This is a genomic window from Actinomadura macra NBRC 14102, from assembly GCF_001552215.1.
Taxonomy (GTDB): domain Bacteria; phylum Actinomycetota; class Actinomycetes; order Streptosporangiales; family Streptosporangiaceae; genus Spirillospora; species Spirillospora macra.
Map to the genome: position 1 here is coordinate 232,589 of NZ_BCQT01000004.1, position 17,904 is coordinate 250,492.

At 70.3% G+C, this 17,904-nt stretch carries 18 protein-coding genes; 5 read left to right on the forward strand and 13 right to left on the reverse strand.

Translation table 11 applies throughout. The features are described 5' to 3' along the window. The first annotated feature begins 201 nt into the window (after positions 1-201). Positions 202-879: a uracil-DNA glycosylase gene (locus AMA02S_RS05800; RefSeq protein ID WP_067452742.1), complete on the forward strand. Its 678-nt coding sequence runs from the start codon at positions 202-204 to the stop codon at positions 877-879. Positions 880-1,122: 243 nt separating this feature from the next. On the opposite strand, the gene AMA02S_RS05805 is transcribed toward AMA02S_RS05800, so the two are convergent. Then, positions 1,123-1,980 (reverse strand): hypothetical protein, encoded by an 858-nt coding sequence (locus tag AMA02S_RS05805; protein WP_245667369.1) that lies wholly within the window; start codon positions 1,978-1,980, stop codon positions 1,123-1,125. 122 nt (positions 1,981-2,102) lie between these two features. Between AMA02S_RS05805 and AMA02S_RS05810 the strand changes: the two genes are divergently transcribed. Together AMA02S_RS05810 and AMA02S_RS05815 are read left to right on the forward strand one after the other, a co-directional pair. Then, a complete protein-coding gene (locus AMA02S_RS05810) occupies positions 2,103-2,876 on the forward strand; it encodes a lysophospholipid acyltransferase family protein (protein ID WP_067452748.1) in 774 nt (257 codons plus the stop codon). Positions 2,877-2,926: 50 nt separating this feature from the next. Beyond that, positions 2,927-4,093, forward strand: coding sequence for a DUF5925 domain-containing protein (locus AMA02S_RS05815; protein WP_084264695.1), 1,167 nt, complete (start codon positions 2,927-2,929; stop codon positions 4,091-4,093). Between the two features lie 142 nt (positions 4,094-4,235). On the opposite strand, the gene AMA02S_RS05820 is transcribed toward AMA02S_RS05815, so the two are convergent. Further along, complete coding sequence (locus tag AMA02S_RS05820) at positions 4,236-5,474, reverse strand: trans-sulfuration enzyme family protein (protein ID WP_067452751.1); 1,239 nt, start codon at positions 5,472-5,474, stop codon at positions 4,236-4,238. Between the two features lie 321 nt (positions 5,475-5,795). After that, positions 5,796-6,584, reverse strand: a complete 789-nt coding sequence (locus AMA02S_RS05825) for a DUF2470 domain-containing protein (protein WP_245667370.1) — start codon at positions 6,582-6,584, stop codon at positions 5,796-5,798. Between the two features lie 67 nt (positions 6,585-6,651). On the opposite strand from AMA02S_RS05825, the gene rpsD reads away from it, so the two are divergent. Both rpsD and AMA02S_RS05835 read left to right on the forward strand, forming a co-directional pair. Next, complete coding sequence (gene rpsD / locus AMA02S_RS05830; RefSeq protein WP_067452754.1) at positions 6,652-7,257, forward strand: 30S ribosomal protein S4; 606 nt, start codon at positions 6,652-6,654, stop codon at positions 7,255-7,257. A gap of 102 nt (positions 7,258-7,359) precedes the next feature. Further along, entirely contained in the window at positions 7,360-7,848 is a 489-nt protein-coding gene (locus AMA02S_RS05835) for a GNAT family N-acetyltransferase (RefSeq protein ID WP_218004864.1), read from the forward strand. A 146-nt stretch (positions 7,849-7,994) separates the two neighbouring features. Here AMA02S_RS05835 and AMA02S_RS05840 read toward each other — a convergent pair whose 3' ends face one another. The 10 genes from AMA02S_RS05840 to AMA02S_RS05885 all read right to left on the reverse strand — a co-directional run bounded on the left by AMA02S_RS05840 (position 7,995) and on the right by AMA02S_RS05885 (position 17,744). Next, on the reverse strand, positions 7,995-8,477 hold the full coding sequence (locus AMA02S_RS05840) for a MarR family winged helix-turn-helix transcriptional regulator (protein ID WP_245667371.1): 483 nt from the start codon (positions 8,475-8,477) through the stop codon (positions 7,995-7,997). A gap of 106 nt (positions 8,478-8,583) precedes the next feature. Beyond that, complete coding sequence (locus tag AMA02S_RS05845; protein ID WP_067452765.1) at positions 8,584-9,465, reverse strand: hypothetical protein; 882 nt, start codon at positions 9,463-9,465, stop codon at positions 8,584-8,586. Between the two features lie 24 nt (positions 9,466-9,489). After that, positions 9,490-10,788 carry an MCE family protein gene (locus AMA02S_RS05850; protein ID WP_067452769.1) on the reverse strand — a complete coding sequence of 433 codons (1,299 nt, stop codon included), beginning with the start codon at positions 10,786-10,788 and terminating at the stop codon, positions 9,490-9,492. Beyond that, complete coding sequence (locus AMA02S_RS05855; RefSeq protein WP_157430408.1) at positions 10,785-11,834, reverse strand: MCE family protein; 1,050 nt, start codon at positions 11,832-11,834, stop codon at positions 10,785-10,787. Before AMA02S_RS05855 ends, AMA02S_RS05850 begins: the two co-directional genes overlap by 4 nt. Then, complete coding sequence (locus AMA02S_RS05860; protein WP_067452772.1) at positions 11,834-12,913, reverse strand: MCE family protein; 1,080 nt, start codon at positions 12,911-12,913, stop codon at positions 11,834-11,836. The genes AMA02S_RS05855 and AMA02S_RS05860 overlap by 1 nt, the downstream gene beginning before the upstream one ends. Then, positions 12,913-13,935: an MCE family protein gene (locus AMA02S_RS05865; RefSeq protein ID WP_067452775.1), complete on the reverse strand. Its 1,023-nt coding sequence runs from the start codon at positions 13,933-13,935 to the stop codon at positions 12,913-12,915. Before AMA02S_RS05865 ends, AMA02S_RS05860 begins: the two co-directional genes overlap by 1 nt. Beyond that, positions 13,935-15,014, reverse strand: a complete 1,080-nt coding sequence (locus tag AMA02S_RS05870) for an MCE family protein (protein WP_245667372.1) — start codon at positions 15,012-15,014, stop codon at positions 13,935-13,937. Before AMA02S_RS05870 ends, AMA02S_RS05865 begins: the two co-directional genes overlap by 1 nt. Then, positions 15,011-16,090: an MCE family protein gene (locus AMA02S_RS05875; protein ID WP_067452779.1), complete on the reverse strand. Its 1,080-nt coding sequence runs from the start codon at positions 16,088-16,090 to the stop codon at positions 15,011-15,013. Before AMA02S_RS05875 ends, AMA02S_RS05870 begins: the two co-directional genes overlap by 4 nt. After that, positions 16,087-16,941: an ABC transporter permease gene (locus AMA02S_RS05880; RefSeq protein ID WP_067452782.1), complete on the reverse strand. Its 855-nt coding sequence runs from the start codon at positions 16,939-16,941 to the stop codon at positions 16,087-16,089. The genes AMA02S_RS05875 and AMA02S_RS05880 overlap by 4 nt, the downstream gene beginning before the upstream one ends. Beyond that, entirely contained in the window at positions 16,941-17,744 is an 804-nt protein-coding gene (locus AMA02S_RS05885) for an MlaE family ABC transporter permease (protein WP_067452785.1), read from the reverse strand. The genes AMA02S_RS05880 and AMA02S_RS05885 overlap by 1 nt, the downstream gene beginning before the upstream one ends. Between the last annotated feature and the right edge of the window lie 160 nt (positions 17,745-17,904).

Consider the following 17,904-nt stretch of genomic DNA (forward strand, 5'->3'; position numbering starts at 1 on the left):
CGTGTTATGCGGTGATGCCCCGGAGGGTCAACGATCGCGGCCAGAAGTAACGTCGACTTAACGAGGCGTTTCACCCGGTTAATCCGCTAATTTCGGATGACCTTGAAAATTTCTGCCACTCTTCCGGCCTCTAGTGGTCAGATAACTTCACAATCGTGATCAAGGAACGCTCACAAGATCATCTCGTTAGGGTGGTGGGCCATGACCGCACGACCACTCACGGAGATCGTCGAGGCGGGCTGGGCGACGGCGCTGGGCCCCGTCGCCGGGACGATCGCCGCCGCGGGCGACTGGCTGCGCGCCGAAGTCGCCGCCGGACGCCGCTACCTCCCCGCCGGAAACCTCGTCCTACGGGCCTTCACCCAGCCGTTCGACGAGGTGCGCGTGCTGATCGTCGGGCAGGACCCCTACCCGACGCCCGGCCACCCGGTCGGCCTCAGCTTCTCGGTCGCCCCGGACGTCCGCCCGCTCCCGGCCAGCCTGATCAACATTTTCCGCGAGTACTGCGACGACCTCGGCCACCCGCTGCCCTCCAACGGCGACCTCACCCCCTGGGCCGAGCAGGGCGTCCTGCTCCTCAACCGCGCCCTCACCGTCATGCCGGGCAAACCGAACTCCCACCGCGACAAGGGCTGGGAAGAGGTCACCGAACAGGCCATCCGTGCCCTCGCCGCCCGCGGCCGCCCCCTCGTCGCCATCCTCTGGGGCCGCAACGCCCGCAACCTCAGACCGATGCTCGGCGACGTCCCCTGCATCGAGTCCCCGCACCCGAGCCCCTACTCGGCCGACAGCGGCTTCTTCGGCTCCCGCCCCTTCACCCGCGCCAACCAACTCCTAGAACAACAAGGCGCCCACCCAGTCGACTGGAAGCTGCCGTAGCAGTCCAACCACTGCAAGCTTGAAGCTCAGCAGACGCTTGGACCCGCCCCGGCAGATTGAACCCAGCCACCGGCCTGAACCGGACCCCGGCAGGGTCGAACCCCAGCCGGCGACTACGGGACAGGCACGCGGAGCGGGTATGCCCGGCGCGCCGCGCCCCCGTAGCGAGCGCCAGCGAAGCGAGGAGGTGGCGAGCCGCGCAGCCGGGGGTCTGGGGGGGGCGCCCCCAGGCAAAAACAGAGCTCAGTCGCTGGGCAGGCGGCGGAGGAGGGCTGCGAACTCGTCGGAGCCTTCGAGGGGTGTGGTGGCGGGGAGGGGGGTGAGGCGGCGCTCGCCGTGGCTCCAGTAGACGCCGGGGGCGCAGGGGTCGTCGGCGGCCTCGTGCATTTCCCGGACGACGTCGGCGAAGACCGGGAGGACGTCGCGGACGGCGGTCGAGGTGATGGGGTAGAGCAGGAGCGTGCTGTGGCATGGGACGCCGACCAGCGCGCCATGCCGGTTCGGGCCCGGCAGGAACTGGTCGACCTCGCTGAGCAGCGCCGAGACGTACCGGCTGCCCGGCTTGGTCACCACGCGGACGTTGCGTCCCGGCAGCAGTGGTTGGTCGCGGACGGCGACGTCGGCCAGTTCGCGGTCGTGGGTGTTGGTCATCACGTAGCCGAGCTTGCGGAGGCCGAGCAGCCCGGCGCGGGCCTTGGTGAGCGGGCCGCCGTAGCGGGGGTGCTCGATCATCACCATCGCGTCGAAGTGGTCGCCCGCGGGCACCACCACCAGGCCCTCCCGGTCGCGGGGGGCGAGCTTCGGGACGATCCGCAGCCGCAGGAGTTCGCGGACGTCGCCGAACAGTTCCATCTCGCCGACGGCGAGGAACGCGCGGTCGCCGACCTCGCGGACCCACTCGTCCACGACCTTCGGCCAGGCCGAGCGCGGCTCGCGGGCGCAGCGTTCGAGGACCGTCCAGCTGGAGGCGCGCGCCTCCGATCTCCCGACGGGCAGCACCACCTCCGAGGTTCCAGAGTCGAACCAGGCGCTGGGCGCGAGGTCCGGGAGCACGTCACGGATGAGCGCGTGCACGTCCGCCGCGGCGTCCAACGGTTCCATGCTCATCCCCTTTCACCGATCACGTCACCCCCCAACCTTCTCAGAGTTCCGGCCGGTTGTGTGATCCATCGCGATCCTGCACCCTGCTCGCTGATCAGGGGCGGCTCAAGTACGGTGCTTCCATGTCCGAAATCGTGTACCCGCCGGTGATCAAGACGGCTCTCGGAGTGTTCAAGGCCCTGAACATCAGGGTTCGTCTGGAGGGGACCGACCAGATCCCCCGGACCGGCGGCGCGGTGCTGGTCAGCAATCACGTCAGCTACCTGGACTTCATCTTCGCGGGCCTCGCCGCGCACCCGGCCGGGCGGCTGGTGCGGTTCATGGCCAAGAAGGAGATCTTCGACAACCGGGTCGGCGGACCGCTGATGCGCGGGATGCATCACATCCCGGTGGACCGGGACGCGGGCGCCTCGTCCTACGCGGCGGCGCTGAAGGCGCTCAAGAGCGGGGAAATCGTCGGTGTGTTCGCCGAGGCGACGATCAGCCGCTCGTTCACGGTGAAGGAGATCAAGAGCGGCGCGGTGCGGATGGCGGTGGCGGGCAAGGTGCCGCTGATCCCGGTCGCGATCTGGGGCCCGCAGCGGTTGTGGACGAAGGGTCGCAAGCGTCGGCTCCTCCAGCGCAACGTGCCGGTGGCGGTGCTCGTCGGCGAGCCGCTGTACCCCAAGCGCGGCGACGACTACGACCAGGTCACCGCGGACCTGCGGGCCGCGATGTCGGAGCTGCTGGAGAAGGCGCAGCGCGAGTACCCCGACGTCCCGCGTGCGAACGAGACCTGGTGGCAGCCCGCCTACCTGGGCGGATCTGCCCCGACGCCGGGCGAGGCCGAGAAGATGGACCTGGCGGAGGCCGAGGCCCGCAAGACGGCGCGGGAGTCCGGGGCGACCGGTTCCTGACCGGCTAAATCGGTGGACGCCGTCCGCCGACGAGCCTGATCATCGGTGTCATGACCATGCCGCAGGACGTCCTGCACCTCATCGAGCCTCGGGAGAGCGTGACCGATATCGAGGCGGGCTCGCCCGTGCCCGTGGTCTTCAACCTCAGCGACAACAATTCGCCCGCCGACGTGATGGACGTGCTGTCGCTGCGTCCCTTCGCGTCCGGCGAGCAGCCGTGGTCGCGGTCCACCCGGCTCGACCACGTCCGCGCGGACGCGCCGCTCCGCCCGGACGGGGCGCGGCTGGTGCGGGTCGCGCATGAGAAGGGCAAGGAGTCGGTGCTGGCCGAGGGCGACGGCTGGACGCTGCTGACGAACCGGTGGAAGAACGGCGCCGCCTACCTCGCGGTGTCCGCGGTGTCCGATGAGCTGGCCGAGAGCGTGCTGGAGGAGTCGGTCAAGGACGCGACGGAGCCGCCGAAGACCGATGAGACCAACGTCGAGATGGGCTTCTGGCACATGGGCTCGCACGGGCCGGTCCGTACCGAGCGCGCCATCTCCGCCGACTCGTGGGCCGACATCCGCCGCAACTACACCGCGCCGGTCGCGGACGCGCTGGACGAGGTGATGAACCTCACCCGCGAGGAGGTGTCGGGGCGGCTCCTGCTGCTGCACGGTCCGCCCGGTACCGGCAAGACCACCGCGTTGCGCGCTCTCGCCCGGGCGTGGAACGGCTGGTGCCAGGCCGACTGCGTGCTGGACCCCGAGGCGCTGTTCGGCACGCCCAGCTATCTGATGGAGGTCGCGGTCGGTGACGACGAAGACGAGAACCGCCGCTGGCGGCTGCTCATCCTGGAGGACTGCGACGAGCTGATCCGCGGCGAGGCCAAGCAGTCGACGGGCCAGGGCCTGTCGCGGCTGCTCAACCTCACCGACGGGATGCTCGGGCAGGGCCGGGACGTGCTGGTGGCCATCACCACCAACGAGGACCTCGCGATGCTGCACCCGGCCGTCGTGCGTCCCGGGCGGTGCCTCGCGCAGATCGAGGTCGGCCCACTCACCAGGGACGAGGCGACGGCGTGGCTGGCCGAGCCGGACGCGTCGGCGGACGGCGGCCCCGCGGACGAGATCGGCCCGGACGGGGCGACCCTGGCGGAGCTGGCCGCGCTCCGCAAGGGCGAGAAGCGCCCCGAGGGCAACGGAACCCCGACCACCGCCACCGGCTTCTATCTGTAAGGGTGACAGTTGTAAGAGGGACAGGGTCTGTTTCAGGTCGCCCCAGCCGCAGCGTGAGCGCGCAACCTGACCGGTGAGGCGACGCCGGAGGCGAGCCTCACCGGGAAGATCGCGAAGCGATGTCGCGCTCGCCCAGGCACGATCAAGGGCGAGCCGCCAGGCGAGCCGTTGGGCCGGGACTCGTCAACACTGCGAGGGCCTGCTCGATGTCGGCCCACAGGTCGTCCGGGTGCTCCAGGCCCACCGAGAGCCGGACCGTGCCCTCGCCGACGCCGGCGGCGGCGAGGGACGCGGCGTCCAGCTGCCGGTGGGACGTGCTGGCCGGGTGCATGAGGAGCGTGGCGGCGGCGCCGAGCGACGGGCCGAGCGTGACGAGCTGGACCGCCTCGCTGAACACGCGCCCGGCCTCCCGTCCGCCGGCGGGATCGAACGCCAGGACTCCGCCGCTTCCGTCCGGCAGCAGGTGGCGCGCCAACTCGTGCTGCGGATGGTCGGGCAGCCCGGGGTAGTGGACGCGCGCCACGGCCGGGTGCGCGGCGAGGCGGCGGGCGAGGTCCAGGGCGCTCGCGCTCTGCCGGGCGACGCGCATCGGCAGGGTGGCGAGCCCGCGGATGGCGAGCCACGCGGCGAACGGGTCGGCGGTGGCACCGAGCTCGGTCGCGTGCTCCCACACGCGCTGGTGGACGGCCGGGTCCGCGAACACCGTGGCGCCGCCGATGATGTCGCCGTGCCCGCCGATGAACTTGGTCGCCGAGTGCACGACGATGTCGGCGCCGTGCTCGATGGGCGTGCACAGCAGTGGCGCGAAGGTGTTGTCGACGACGGTCAGCACGTCCGTCCCACGGACGGCCTCGGTGAACGCCGGGATGTCCGTCACATGCGTGACCGGGTTGGAGATGGTCTCCAGGTAGAGCAGCCGGGTGTTCGGGCGCAGCGCCTCGCGCACCTCGGCGGGGTCGTCGCCGGGGATGTGGGTCAGCTCGACACCCCACCGGTCGGCGAGGTCGTGCAGCAGCGCGTACGTCCCGCCGTACAGGGAGCTCTGCGCGATGATGTGGTCGCCGGAGCGCAGCAGCGCCATCAGCACGGCGTTGACCGCCCCCATGCCGGACGCGGTCGCGTGGGCGCCGGCGCCGCCCTCCATCTCCGCGAGGGCCCGCTCGAAGGAACGGACGGTCGGGTTGCCCATGCGGGCGTACATGAACGCCCCGTCCGGTGCTCCGAAGGCGTTCGCGAGGGCGTCGGCGCTGTCGAACCCGAACAGGTGCCCCTGGTAGATCGGCACTCCGAGCGGGCGGCTCGCGACGGGCGTGATCACCGGCGGGTGGACGGCCCTGGTCTGCGGGTGGACGTCGCGGTCGTGCGGCTGCTGTCGGGTCATGCTTCCAGCCTGCGGCGCGATCCCCCGGGCGGGCATATCCAATCGCGACCAGTGGCCCGGACCACGCCCCCCGCCTGAGTGCTTCGCACCGCGGCCGGACCACCGGCCCGGCCGGGGGTCGCCGATGCTCATTCGTCCGGTACGGTCCCCCTCGCCGGCTCACCCACCCCGCGAGGGCGAGCCGGCGATCAGGTCCGTTCCGGGCGTTGCGCGTCGGCGTCCCACGGCCGGAGTCCTGAGCATCGCCCGTGGGAACCGTGTTCCACCATCCGGGGGATCACTGGCATCCGGACGGATTTTCCGGACCCGCACCCGTAGGTGCTACGGGGTCGCGTGAGCGAACAGACGTCGGTATACGCACCGTAGCTGGTGGAGATCACTGACAGGTTCCCCGAAAGCGAGACGCAGATCGAACGATCCGGGCGCGTCCGAAAGCGGGGTGGAACACCGTAGCCACATTCCGTATCGGTCGAGGGCCAGCGGCCGGACGGTGGGTTCCGGTGTGTCCTCCGTCACAGCGGCTTCGGGGAGCAGATGCGTCAGTTCGTCCCGGTGACATGAGTCGAGATGGGTGAGTATGCCCGCCTCGACGGCGACGAACGGGTCCGGTGCGGCGGCGGCGTACTCCTCCGGCTCGACGGTGGCGCCGCCCCACGCGTCCTGGACCTCCACCTGGGCGACTTCGAGGGCGAGCACCGTCCACTCGCGGTCGTCCTGGCAGCCGGCGGCGAGGTCGAGCAGTTCGGGACGCGGGTGCGGCCGGGAGAGCCGGAGCGCGGCGGCGCGCAGTTCCCCCGCGGGAACCTCGGTGAGCCAGCCGTGCAGCCAGGCCCGTCCCCGGACCCGGTCGGGCAGCGCGACGGGGGAGACATCGGAGAGGCGCAGCGTCGCGGGCAGGTCCGGTTCCCCCGCCAGCGCGGCGACGATCGGCGAGTCCGCCCGGACGAGCAGCAGCGGCCGGCCGTCGCGGTCGGTCGTGTGCGCCGGGACGGGCGCGCACGGGACTCCCGGCGCGACCAGCACGCCGTCCGCGATGCCGTAGGCGAGCGTGCGGGCCCGCTCGGCCGCGCCGGGCCCACCCACCTGCTCCTGCGTGGTCTCCACCTGCACTCTGACCTCCTTGACGTCTCAGGTTAGGCTTACCTAACTTAGGATCACCTAACCATTAGGGAGCAGAATGAACAACCCCCGGCCCAAGGTGCGCCTGTCCCGCGCGCTCGGCATCCCGCTGACCCCGAAGAGCGTCACGTACTTCGAGGCCCGCCCCTACCCGCCGGGCATGCACGGCCGCGCCCGCAAGCAGGAGTCGGACTACAAGGTCAGGCTCCGGGAGAAGCAGCGGCTGCGCGCGCAGTACAACATCCGCGAGGCGCAGCTGCGCAACGCCTTCGCGAAGGCCGCCAAGGTCGAGGGCAAGACCGGCGAGGCGCTGATCGTCGATCTGGAGCGCCGTCTGGACGCGCTCGTCCTGCGCTCCGGCTTCGCCCGGACGATCTACCAGGCCCGGCAGTTCGTCGTGCACCGCCACGTCCTGGTGAACGGCCGCCGCGTGGACCGCCCGTCCTTCCGGCTCCGTCCGGGCGACGTCATCACGGTCGCCGAGCGCAGCCGCACGATGGTCCCGTTCCAGGTGGCGGCGGCCGGCGGGCACACCGAGAAGGTCCCCCCGTACCTGGACGTCCGGCACGAGGCGCTCGCGGCGCAGCTCACGAGGCTGCCGGAGCGGAGCGAGATCCCCGTCATCTGCGACGAGCAGCTCGTGGTGGAGCACTACTCGCGCTGAGGTACTGGACGCGGCGACGAGAAGCACGTCGCGTTCGCCCGGCGCCGGCACGGGCGCAAATCTCGGTTGCCGCCGCGACCCGATCGACCCATGCTGGCGGCCATGGTGATCCGAGAAGCGACGCCGCACGACTGGCCCCGGATGTGGGCGTTCATGGAGGGCATCGTCCGGGCGGGCGAGACCTTCTCCTGGGACCGCGACACCCCCGAGGACCTCGCGAGAGTGTTCTGGTTCCCCGCGCCGCCCGGACGGACCTTCGTGGCCGTGGACGAGCGGGGAACCGTCCTGGGCACGGCCAACTGCGTCCGGAACCACATGGGCGGCGCGGCGCACATCGCCAGCGCGAGCTTCATGGTGGACCCGCGGCATTCAGGGCAGGGCGTCGGGCGCGCGCTCGGAGAGCACGTCCTGGAGCGGGCACGCGAGGACGGCTTCCGGGCGATGCAGTTCAACGCCGTCGTGGAGACCAACACCCGAGCGGTTGCGCTGTGGGAGTCGCTCGGCCTCAAGGTGATGACCACTCTGCCGGAGGGCTACCTTCATCCGGTCCACGGCTACGTCGGTCTGCACATCATGTACCGGCAGCTCTAAACGGAGCTCAAGGCAACTGGCGGCCGAGAGCGCTCTTGCCGAAGTCGCTCACCATCGAGGCCGAAGTAGCGGAAAGCCCTGGGAACAGGTCCGCACTCCATCCGCGGCCGGCGCGATGCCGCGCTCCATTCGTGCCTCGATTCGGCCTAGCGGAGATCGCCCAGTTCTTCGCGGGCTGTGGTGCCGAGGGTTCGCAGGGCGCCCACCAGGACGTGGCGCTGCTCGTCGGACAGCGGCGCCGCGAAGTGGCGGCGGAGGGTGTCGGCGTGGACCTGGAGTGCCTCGGCCAGTTTGGCGCGGCCGGCGTCGGTCAGCTCCACCATCTGGCGGCGGCGGTCGCCGGGGGCGGGTGTGCGGCGGACAAGGTGGGCCTCTTCCATGCGATCGACCAGCCGCGTCATCCCGCCGCTCGTCAGGATAAGCTCGCCGGCCAGGCCGCCCATCGAGCACGGACGGTCAGCGCCCGCCTCGGACAACCGCAGCAGTACCTCGAACATGGCGTGCCGGATGCCGCAACGCCGCTCCAGTTCGCGTCCCGCGATCCGCTCCAGCAGTTCGGCGGCGCCCAGCAGCGTCCCGAACTCGTGGACCAGATCGTCCGGCACCACCGCGCCGTCCTGTTCCCTCACCGCCGACATCATCCCGCCTTCCACCTGCCCCGTCACTCGTGCAACGCGCAACCCCCCGCGCGGCTTCCACCTGCGCGGGACGCGATTTCGCCTCTGGCCGGTCGGTTCAGTTCTTGGGTTCGCCGCTCTTGCCCGCCTTGGGGGTACCGGACGGGACGGCGGGGAGCTGGCCCTGATCGCGGTTCTGGTCGTTGACGCCGGACGGGTACTGCCGGGTGATCTTCCAGCTGCCGTCGATCTTGGCGAGGGCCAGCCGCAGCAGGGTGGCGGGGGACGAGACGGAGCCGTCCTTGGTCTTGTAGCCGACGTCGACCATGACCACGGCAGTGGCGAACCGGCCGTTGACGCTGCCCACGAAGACCTGGTTCGTCGTGGACGTCAGGCCGACCTGAGGATCGGCTTTGAACGCGCTGACCAGGCTCGACACCGTGTCGCTCCGGAAGCTTTCGAGGAGGTCCCCCGCCATGAGCCGCTCGGCCTTTGCGGTCTGCGACCGGTAGTTGGCGGCGTTGTAGTTGAAGGCCACGTCCCCGTAGGCGGCGGCGACCCTCTCGACCGCGTCCCGGTCGTCCTGCTCGGCGGACAGGCCGCTCGCGCTCCGCCACTGCCAGATCGCCAGGCTGGCCAGGAGCGCCACGACCACGACGATCACGACGGTCGGTACCGTCCCCAGGCCGAAGGTCGTCGAGTGAGTCGCGGGCTCGGGCTCGGCGGGCTCCGGACGCTCGGACTCGGCGCGCTTGGGCTCCGGGCGCTCGTCCTTCGGGGGGTGGACAGGTTCGGGGGCGGGCGGGGGTGGTTCCTCGTCCTCGGCGTCCAGGGCGTCCAGGACCTCGTCGAGGTCCTCGTCGTCGATGATCTCGATGACCCGTACCCGGCGCTTGCGCTTGGCGGGCCGTGCCGGCTTCTCCTCGGCCGCCGGCTCCTGCTGCGCGTCGGCGACCGCCTCGGCCTCGCCGGCCTCGTTCTTGCCGGTCTTGGCTGCCACTTCGGGTACTCCTCGGGGTTGGGGTCAGTCCTTGTTCCGGCGGAGCCGGGACAGGCGGGACACCACGGGCACCGAGCCCATCATGACCCTGATCAGCACCAGCAGGGCGACGACCGGGGGCACGTACACTAGCCAAACCGGTGGCCCGCCAGAAGAGTCCTTGCCGCTGTTCGCCGCCTTTCCGGCCTGGATGTCCTGCCGGCCGATCGACGGGTCGTGGGTGGGGATCGTCTCACCCGGGTTCTTGGCCTTGTAGGGCTTCTGCTCGGTGGGCGCGGGGGTCCGCCCGCCCGCACAGGTGGGCATCCCGTTCACGCGCGGCTGCGGGAGGGGGTACCGGTACTCCAGCGCCGCGAGCTTCCTCAACGTCACGAGGAACACGACGTTGAGGATGGGCTTGCCCTGGTCGATCCCGATGACGTTGTCCAGGACGGTCTTGAGCTGCGGCGCGAGCGCGAGCGTCCGCCGCAGGTCGGCCAGAATGTCGGGGTTGTGCTTTTTCAGGCCCCAGTTCCCGAGGGCGTCCACGGCGCATTCGACGTCGGGGCCGGTCTTGGCCAGCATCGTGTTGACGGTGGCCAGCAGGTCGGGGCCCTCGTCGCGCAGGTCGGCGAGCTGGCCGCGGACCTGGCTGAGCGCCCCGGTGAGCGCCGCCAGGTCGTCGACACCCGCGCCGAGGGCGCCGCGGTTCTGGTTGAGGACGTGGGTGATGCGGCCGAGATCGTGGGTGAGCCTGTCGAGCAGCTCGGTGTTCTCCGCGAAGGTGGTGGTGAGCTGGTCGCTGCCGTTGACGATCTGCCGGAGCGATCCCTCGCGTCCCGCCCAGCCCTCGGCCAGCTCATGGGTGAGGATCTTCGCGTCCGCGGGGTCGACGGCCTTGAGCGAGTCGATGACCGAGCCGAACAGGTCGCCGTACTTCGGCGGGACCTTGGTCTGCGAGACCGGGATGCGGGCACCGGGTTCGAGCGGCGGCGCACCCGCCCTGCCGGGGCCCGGGGTCAGCTCGACGACCGGCTCGCCGACCGCCGACTTGCGGGCGGCGGCCGCGGTGACGCCCTGCGGGATCTTCACGCCGCGGTCCATGTCCAGCCGGACGACGACCTTGTCCTGCTCCAGCCGCACCGAATCGATCTTGCCGACGCGCAGGCCGAGATAGTCGACCTCGAAGTTCGGGTGCAGGCCCGGCGAGGACTCGAACTCGACGGTGACGTGGTACGGCCGGTCGATGAAGTCGAACCGGACGACGTTGCCGAACGCCCAGCTGACCATGATCACGGCAAGCGCGGCGAAGACCGCCAGGTTGATCGCCACCCGCCGGGTCATCGTCCCCCCAGGAGCTTTTCCAGATCCGGCAGGGTGCCCCTGAGCTGGCCGGGTATCTCGGGCCCGTCCTTCTTTGCCCCGGGGGGCTTGCCGGGGAGGACGGGCGTGCCATCCGGCCAGACGATGCGCAGGATCGGGTAGAGCAGCAGTTGGCCGTCGTAGCTGGCGCGGGGCAGCTTGTCGGAGAAGGAGACCAGGCCGTTCACCAGGTCGGTGAGCCGCTTCCGGTCGCCGCCAAGCTGCTGCAGGACGGGGTCGACGTCCCGCAGCAGCCTCCGGAACCGCAGGACGCGCCCCTCCAGGACCTTGTCGTTCAGCTGGACGGCCATCCGGGTGAGCCGGTCGACCGTCTTGATGATCTTTTCCTTGTTGTCGTCCAGCAGCTTCGTCGTGCGCGCCAGCTGGGCGGGGGCCTCGTGCAGCGCGTCGTCGTCGGCGGCCAGGGAACGGCCGAGCCGGGCGAAACGGTCGACGGACTCGCCGAGCTCGCGGCGCTGCTCGGCGAACATCCGCAGCAGGTCGCCGGCCTTGGCGATCGTGGTGTTGAGCTTGCGCCCGTTGCCGTCCAGGGCGGTGGCGCCGGCGTTGACGACGGTCGCGACATCGTCCCCGGCCAGCGCCTTGATCAGCGGTCCGGCCTGGCCGACGACCTGCTCGAACGCCGGCTGGACGCTGGTGTCGGTGATCGCCGCGCCCTGGGCCAGGAACGGGCCGCGGTCCATGCTGCCGCCGGGTGGCAGCCGGAGGTCCACATAGTTCTCGCCGAGCAGCGACGTCACCTTGATCTCCGCGCGGGTGCCCCGCGGGACCTTGACGCCGTCCTCGATGGACAGGGTCGCCTTCGCCCGGTAGCCGTCCAGCTCCACCTTCATGACGCTGCCGACGGTGATGTCGGACATCTTCACGCTGTGCCCGGCGACCAGCCCCTGCGCGTCGTCGAACGTGGCCGTCAGCGTCAGGTCGCCCTTGGGTGCGCCCGCCGTCTTGTAGGAGCACCCCGAGACGGCCAGGGCGATGGCCGCCATGAGCGCGATGAGGCGCCGCATCAGTTGCCTCCGTTCTGCCAGGGGCAGTTGGAGTTCGGCTTGGGCAGCGGGCAGCCGACCGTGTCGTCGTTCATCAGGCCCTTGATCCACGTCCGCAGGAACGCGTCGGTGGCGAACCGGATGTGCAGTGATTTGTCCTTGGGGTCGTAGCCGCCGATGAGCGCGTCGCTGACGCCGGGCAGCACGTTGACGAGCTGGGCGATCTGCTGGGAGTTGCCCTTCAGCATCAGCGCCGTCTGCGTCAGGACGGCGAGGTCGTAGGGAAGCCGTCCCTTGTACCGGTCGAGCAGTTTCCCGCCGTTCCTGGTCAGCTCCAGGATTCCGGTGATGAGCTGCTGGAGCTCGCCGCGCTCGGAGCTGAGCACCCGGGTGGCAGTACTGAAGTCGCGGACCATCGTGCCGAGGATCTGCTCGCGTCCGCGTACCACCCCGGCCAGCCGGTCGAGGTTGCGCGCGACCTGGATGAGCTCCCTGTCCTGTCCGGCGACGTTCTCGACCAGCCGCGCGCTCTGCTCCAGCGTGGCGTTGAACTCCTTGCCGTTGCCGTGCACGGTCTCGGCGGCGCGACCGAGCGCGGTTCGCACCTTGTGCGGGTCGAGCGCGTCGGCGAGGTTGGTGAACGAGCTGAGCGCGTCGTCCACCTCGACGGGCACGTGGGTGCGCTCGATCGGGATCGTGTCGGAGGTCTCCTTCGGCTGCCCCGGCCGCCACGCGGGATGCAACACCAGGTTCCGCTCCCCCACCAGGTTCAGCGGGACGATCGACGCCTGCACGCCCTTCGGCAGCGGAACGTCGTCGCGGACGTGGAACGTCACCTTGATCCGGTCGCCCTGGTTCTGGACGTCGTCGACGAGCCCCACGTCCGCGCCCATCACCTTGACCTTGGACTCCTTGTAGAAGGAGCGGGCCTTCGGGACGTACACCACCATCGTGCGCTCGCCGCCGCCGGACGGAGCGAGGGAGCAGCCGCCGAGGGAGGCCGTGAGGGTCAGGCTGAGCGCGGCGGCGACCGTTCGCCCTCTCCTCCTGCTCGGGGGTCGCCCTCCGACAATGGCGCTGCCCTTGCCCCTTCCGCCCATCAGTTGCCCCCCGGTGGACGGCGCGTGGAGATCGGGCCGGGCGGCTGGAGCGGCCCGAGGCCGGTCAGCAGCCCCTCGATCCAGGGCCCGTTGCCCTTGAGGTTCGCGACCTGCTGGAACGTCGGGCCGAGGAGCGAGAAGTCGGTGTTGAGCGCGTCCATGTTGGGCGCCAGCCTGGTGGTGAGCAGGTGCAGGTTGTCCAGCAGCGCGTCGAGCTGCCGCTGGTTGCGGGAGATCACGTTGGACAGCGTCCGGACGGTGCGGCTGCCCTGGCCGATCGTCGCGGCCAGTTCGTCGCGGCGCTCGACCAGCGCGCGCAGCAGCACCTGGCTGGAGTCGATGATCTCGCGGAGCTCGTCGTCCTTGCCGGCGAGCGTCCCGGTGATGGTCTTGCTGTTCTCGATCAGCTTCTGGACCTCGGGGTAGCTGTCGTTCAGCATCCGCGAGACGTCCTGGATGTTGACCAGGATGCGGCGTAGCTTCGCCGACCCGGGCGACTTGATCTTGGTGACCTCGGTGAGCAGTGTGTCGACGCTCTTCCGGTCGAGCTTGCCGACGATGTTCTGCGCGCCCTCCAGCGCGTCCGGGACGGTGAACGGGACGCTGGTGCGCGCCAGCGGGATGCGCCGCCGCGGCTCCGGCACGCTCGCCATGTAGGGGCGGGCGACCGGCCCCGACAGCCGCAGGTAACGGCCGCCGAGCAACGTCGTCGTCTGGATCTCCGCGCGGGTGTCGGGGCCGAGATCGATCCCGGCGTCGACCTGCCAGGTGATGACGACCCGCCCGCGCCCGAAATCGGGCCGGACGGAGGTGACGCGGCCCGCCTTCACCCCGGCGACCCGCACGTCCTGCCCTTTCTTGATCCCGGCGGTGTCGGTGAACTCGCCGCTCATCGTGTAGCCGCGGTCGAGCAGGTGGAGCTGGCCGACCGCGAACGCGAACGCGCACGCGGCGCCGAGGGCGGACAGGGTGACGATCGCGACGATCCGGGGGTTGGCGTCCCGCAGCGACTTGAGCGCCATCAGCCGCCGCCTCCCGCCAGCATCGCCTTGAGTCTCGCGAGATCGGTGGTGGACGGCCGCCCCGCGCCCGGCGACCTCGGCAGCTGCATCGGGAACGGGCACGGCCCCTGGGCGAGGTTGAGGCACAGCGCGTTCGTCCGCAGGTAGTGGCCGCCGTTCGCGGAGGCGAACAGCTGCCGCAGCGTCAGCGGGAGATGCTGCACCATGCGTTCCAGCTGGTCGACGTTCAGCCGGAACGTCGCGCTGAACCGGCCGAGGTTGGCGATGATGCGGGCGAGCTGCGCGTCGTTGCCGCCGAGCACCTGGTTGAGGTTGGTGGTGACGCCGGAGATCTCCACGACGGCGTTCTCCAGCAGCCGCCGGTTGCCGGCGAACACCTTGGTCAGCGACTCCAGGTTGTCGACGCTGGCGGCGATCTGCCGGTCCCGGGTGGCGACCGCCCTGCTGACCGTCTCGTAGTTGTCGATCATTCCCTGGATGGTCTTCCTGCGGGCCGCGAAGGTCCGCAGGAGCGCGTCCAGGTTGTCGGTCAGCAGCCCGATGTTCTGCTCGTTGCCGTCCAACGCCTGCGAGAACGCGAAAAGGATCTTGTTGAGCTGGGTGGGATCGAGGTTGCGGGTGAGCGGGCCGAGGCTGTTGACGATGTCGCCGAGGTCCACCACCGACCGGGTGCGCGGGACGCGGTCGCCGTCGCCGAGCCTGCCCCGGCTCTGCCCCGGCTCCAGGTACACGACCCGCTGGCCCACGACGTTGCGCCAGCGGATGGCCGCCGTGGAGTCGTCGGGCAGCCGGACCTCGTCGTCGACGTCCATCCCGACGACGGCCTTCCCGCGGACGACCTCGATGCTCTTCACCTGCCCGACGGGGGTGCCCGCGACCTTCACCGCGTCGCCCTCCAGCAGACCGGTGACGTCGTCGAACGTCGCTGTCAGCCGGTAGCGGCCGGCGAAGCTGGTGCCGAGGATCTGCTGGCCGATGAAGACGGTGAGCAGCCCGGTCAGCGCGACGAACGCCAGGAACTTCAGGATCGTGGAGTACTCGGGTCCGCGCGCGGTCCTGGCGCGCAGCCGCGGGCTCACGGCCGCGCTCCGGGCAGGACCCCGGGCAGGGCCCCGGGGAGAGCACCGGGGAGAGCACCGGGCGGGGACGAGCACACGTCGACGAAGATCTCGCACAGGCCCAGCGGCAGCGTGTTGCGGACCTGCGCGATCATCGTGCCCTCCGGGCCGGGGATGCGGATGATGCGGGCGAGTAACGCGAAGAACCCGTTCAGGCTGTCCAGCAGGACGGGGATGTTGCGGCGCTGGCCGTTCAGGACGGCCGCCGTGTCGCCCGCGCCGTCGATGATCGTGCCGAGGTCGTCGCCCTGCCGCTGGAGGGTGGCACCGACGCGCTCGCTCAGTTCACCGGACCGGTCGAGCAGCTGGGCGACCTTGTCCGGTCTGTCGTTGATAACGGCCGAGAGCCGGTTGAAGTCGGCGGTGAGCCGCGTGACGGTGCCGCCGCGGTCGGCCAGCGTCCCGGACAGGCCGTTGATGTCGTTCAGCAGCGCCTGGATCGCCTGCCGGTCGCGCCACGTCGCGTCCACGACCGTGGCACCGTTGTCCACGGTGCGGCGCAGCGCCGGCCCCTGCCCGGACAGGCCGGCGCCGAAGGTGTGCAGGATCGCGGCCACCTCGTCGGGATTGATGGCCTTGGCCAGCCGGTAGGCGGGCCAGGCGGTGTCGGACAACTCCTGCGGGTCCTTCGTGCGGGGGACGTGGCCTCCGTCCTTGAGGTACGGGCCGGTCAGCTCGTTCTTCCCGAGGTCCAGCGCGAGGTCCTTCGGCCCGAAGACCGACACCGGCTCGATCGTCGCGACCGTCGTGTCGGCAATCCGCACGCCCTTGTCGAGCCGGATCCGGACGGTGACGCGGCCGTCCCGGTCGAGTCTGAGCGAGTCGACGGCGCCGACCGCGATGCCGCGGATCTTCACATCCGACTTGCCGGGGTCCAGGCCCTGGCCGGCCCGTCCGAACGTCGCACCGTAGTAGGTGGAGCCCGCGTGCGACGGCGTGGTGCCGACCACGACGAAGATCGCGGCGGCGGCGATGACCCCGGTGCCGACCAGCCCGAAGACCGTCCGGGATCGGGAGGAGATCGTCTCGTCGCTCATCCGGTCAGCCTCACCGTGCTGCCGTGCCCCCAGAAGATGTACGACAGGACGAGGTTCATCAGGATCATCAGGATGGTGGACTCCCGGATCGCGCGCCCGGCGGCGACGCCCACGCCGACCGGCCCGCCCGAGGCGTAGTAGCCGCGGTAGCAGTGGACGAACATGACGATGAACGCGAACACCGCGACCTTGATGACGCTGTAGAACACGTCGATCGGCGGCAGGTAGAGGTGGAAGTAGTAGTCGTAGATGCCAGGTGAGAGCCCGAAGTACTGGATCGTGATGAACCGGGTGGCGAAGAACGCCATGAACAGCGACACCAGGTACAGCGGCACCAGGGCGATCACGCCGGCGGCGACCCGTGTACACACCAGGTAGGCCAGCGAGTTGATCCCCATGACCTCCAGCGCGTCGATCTCCTCGGAGATCCGCATCGCGCCGATCTCGGCGGTGAAGCCGGTGCCGACCTGCGCGACCAGCGCCACCCCCGCGATGATCGGGGTGACCTCGCGGACGTTGGAATAGCTCGCGACCAGCCCGGTGAACGCCTCCGCGCCGATGCGCTCCAGCCCGGGGTAGCCCTGGAGCCCCACCATCGCGCCGGTGGCCAGCGACATGGTGGCGATCACGAAGATCATGCCGCCGCCGATCACCAGCGCGCCGACACCCACGGTGATGTCGCTGACCTGCTTGGCGAGGGTCCTGGCGTACTTGCGCCGGATGATGATGTCGAACAGCAGGTGGTACAGGACGCGGCCGAGGAACACCGGCAGGTCGGCCGACGCGGCGAGGCCCGCGGCCCGGCCCCGCAGGACCCGGCCCAGCCTGCGGACGGGGGTGAGCGCGACCATCAGAACCTCGGGGGGAACAGGACCTGGTAGATCATCGTGAGGACGTAGTTCGCGGCGAACACCACGATCGAGGTGACCACCACCGCCCGGTTGACCGCGCGTCCGACGCCGACCGGACCGTGATCGCAGTTCATGCCCATGTAGCAGGCGACGGCGGCGGCGATGAAGCCGAACACCCATGCCTTGAACAGCGTGATCACCAGGTCCGGGAACTGGAGCAGCGTCGTGGCGCCGTCGAAGAACGCGCCGGAGCTGACGCCCTGCTGGATGACGTTGAAGTAGTAGCCGCCCAGGACGCCCGCGAAGATCACCACCGAGCACAGCAGCGCCGAGACCGTGCTCGCCGCCCACAACCGCGGCGTGACCAGCCGGTGGACCGGGTTGATGCCCATGACCTCCAGGGCCGCGAGCTCGTCGCGGATGTTGCGGGCACCCATGTCGGAGGTGATGGCCGAGCCGCCGACGCCGGAGACCAGCAGGGCGGCGGCCAGCGGCGCCACCTGCTGGATCATCGCGGCGACCAGCAGGGCGCCGGTACCCGACTGCGCGCCGAGCTGCCGGGAGATGTCACCGACCTGGAGGGAGATGGTGGCGCCGAGCGGGACCGCGATGAGCATCACCGGGATGCTGGTCACCCGGGCCAGGAACCAGCACTGCTCGATGAACTCGCCCCACCATTGGCGTACGTCCCAGGTACGGCGTAACCCTTCCAGCAGGGTCACGCACAACAGCCCGGTTTCGTCGAGTGAGCGCTCGACCCGTCTGCGTGCCAGGTCCGGGGCCTTGGTCAGGCTCAGGAGCATCAGCCGGTGACCTCCCCCGCGCGAGTGGGGTGAAGGGTCATTCCAGCCTCCTTCGTTCCCGGACGTCGGCACTCATCCGATGGATCACATGTGGCCCGGGGCGTTCTCCCGGACACACCGGTACCACCTGTGATCTGGAGCACTCTATTGGAAGAAGTTC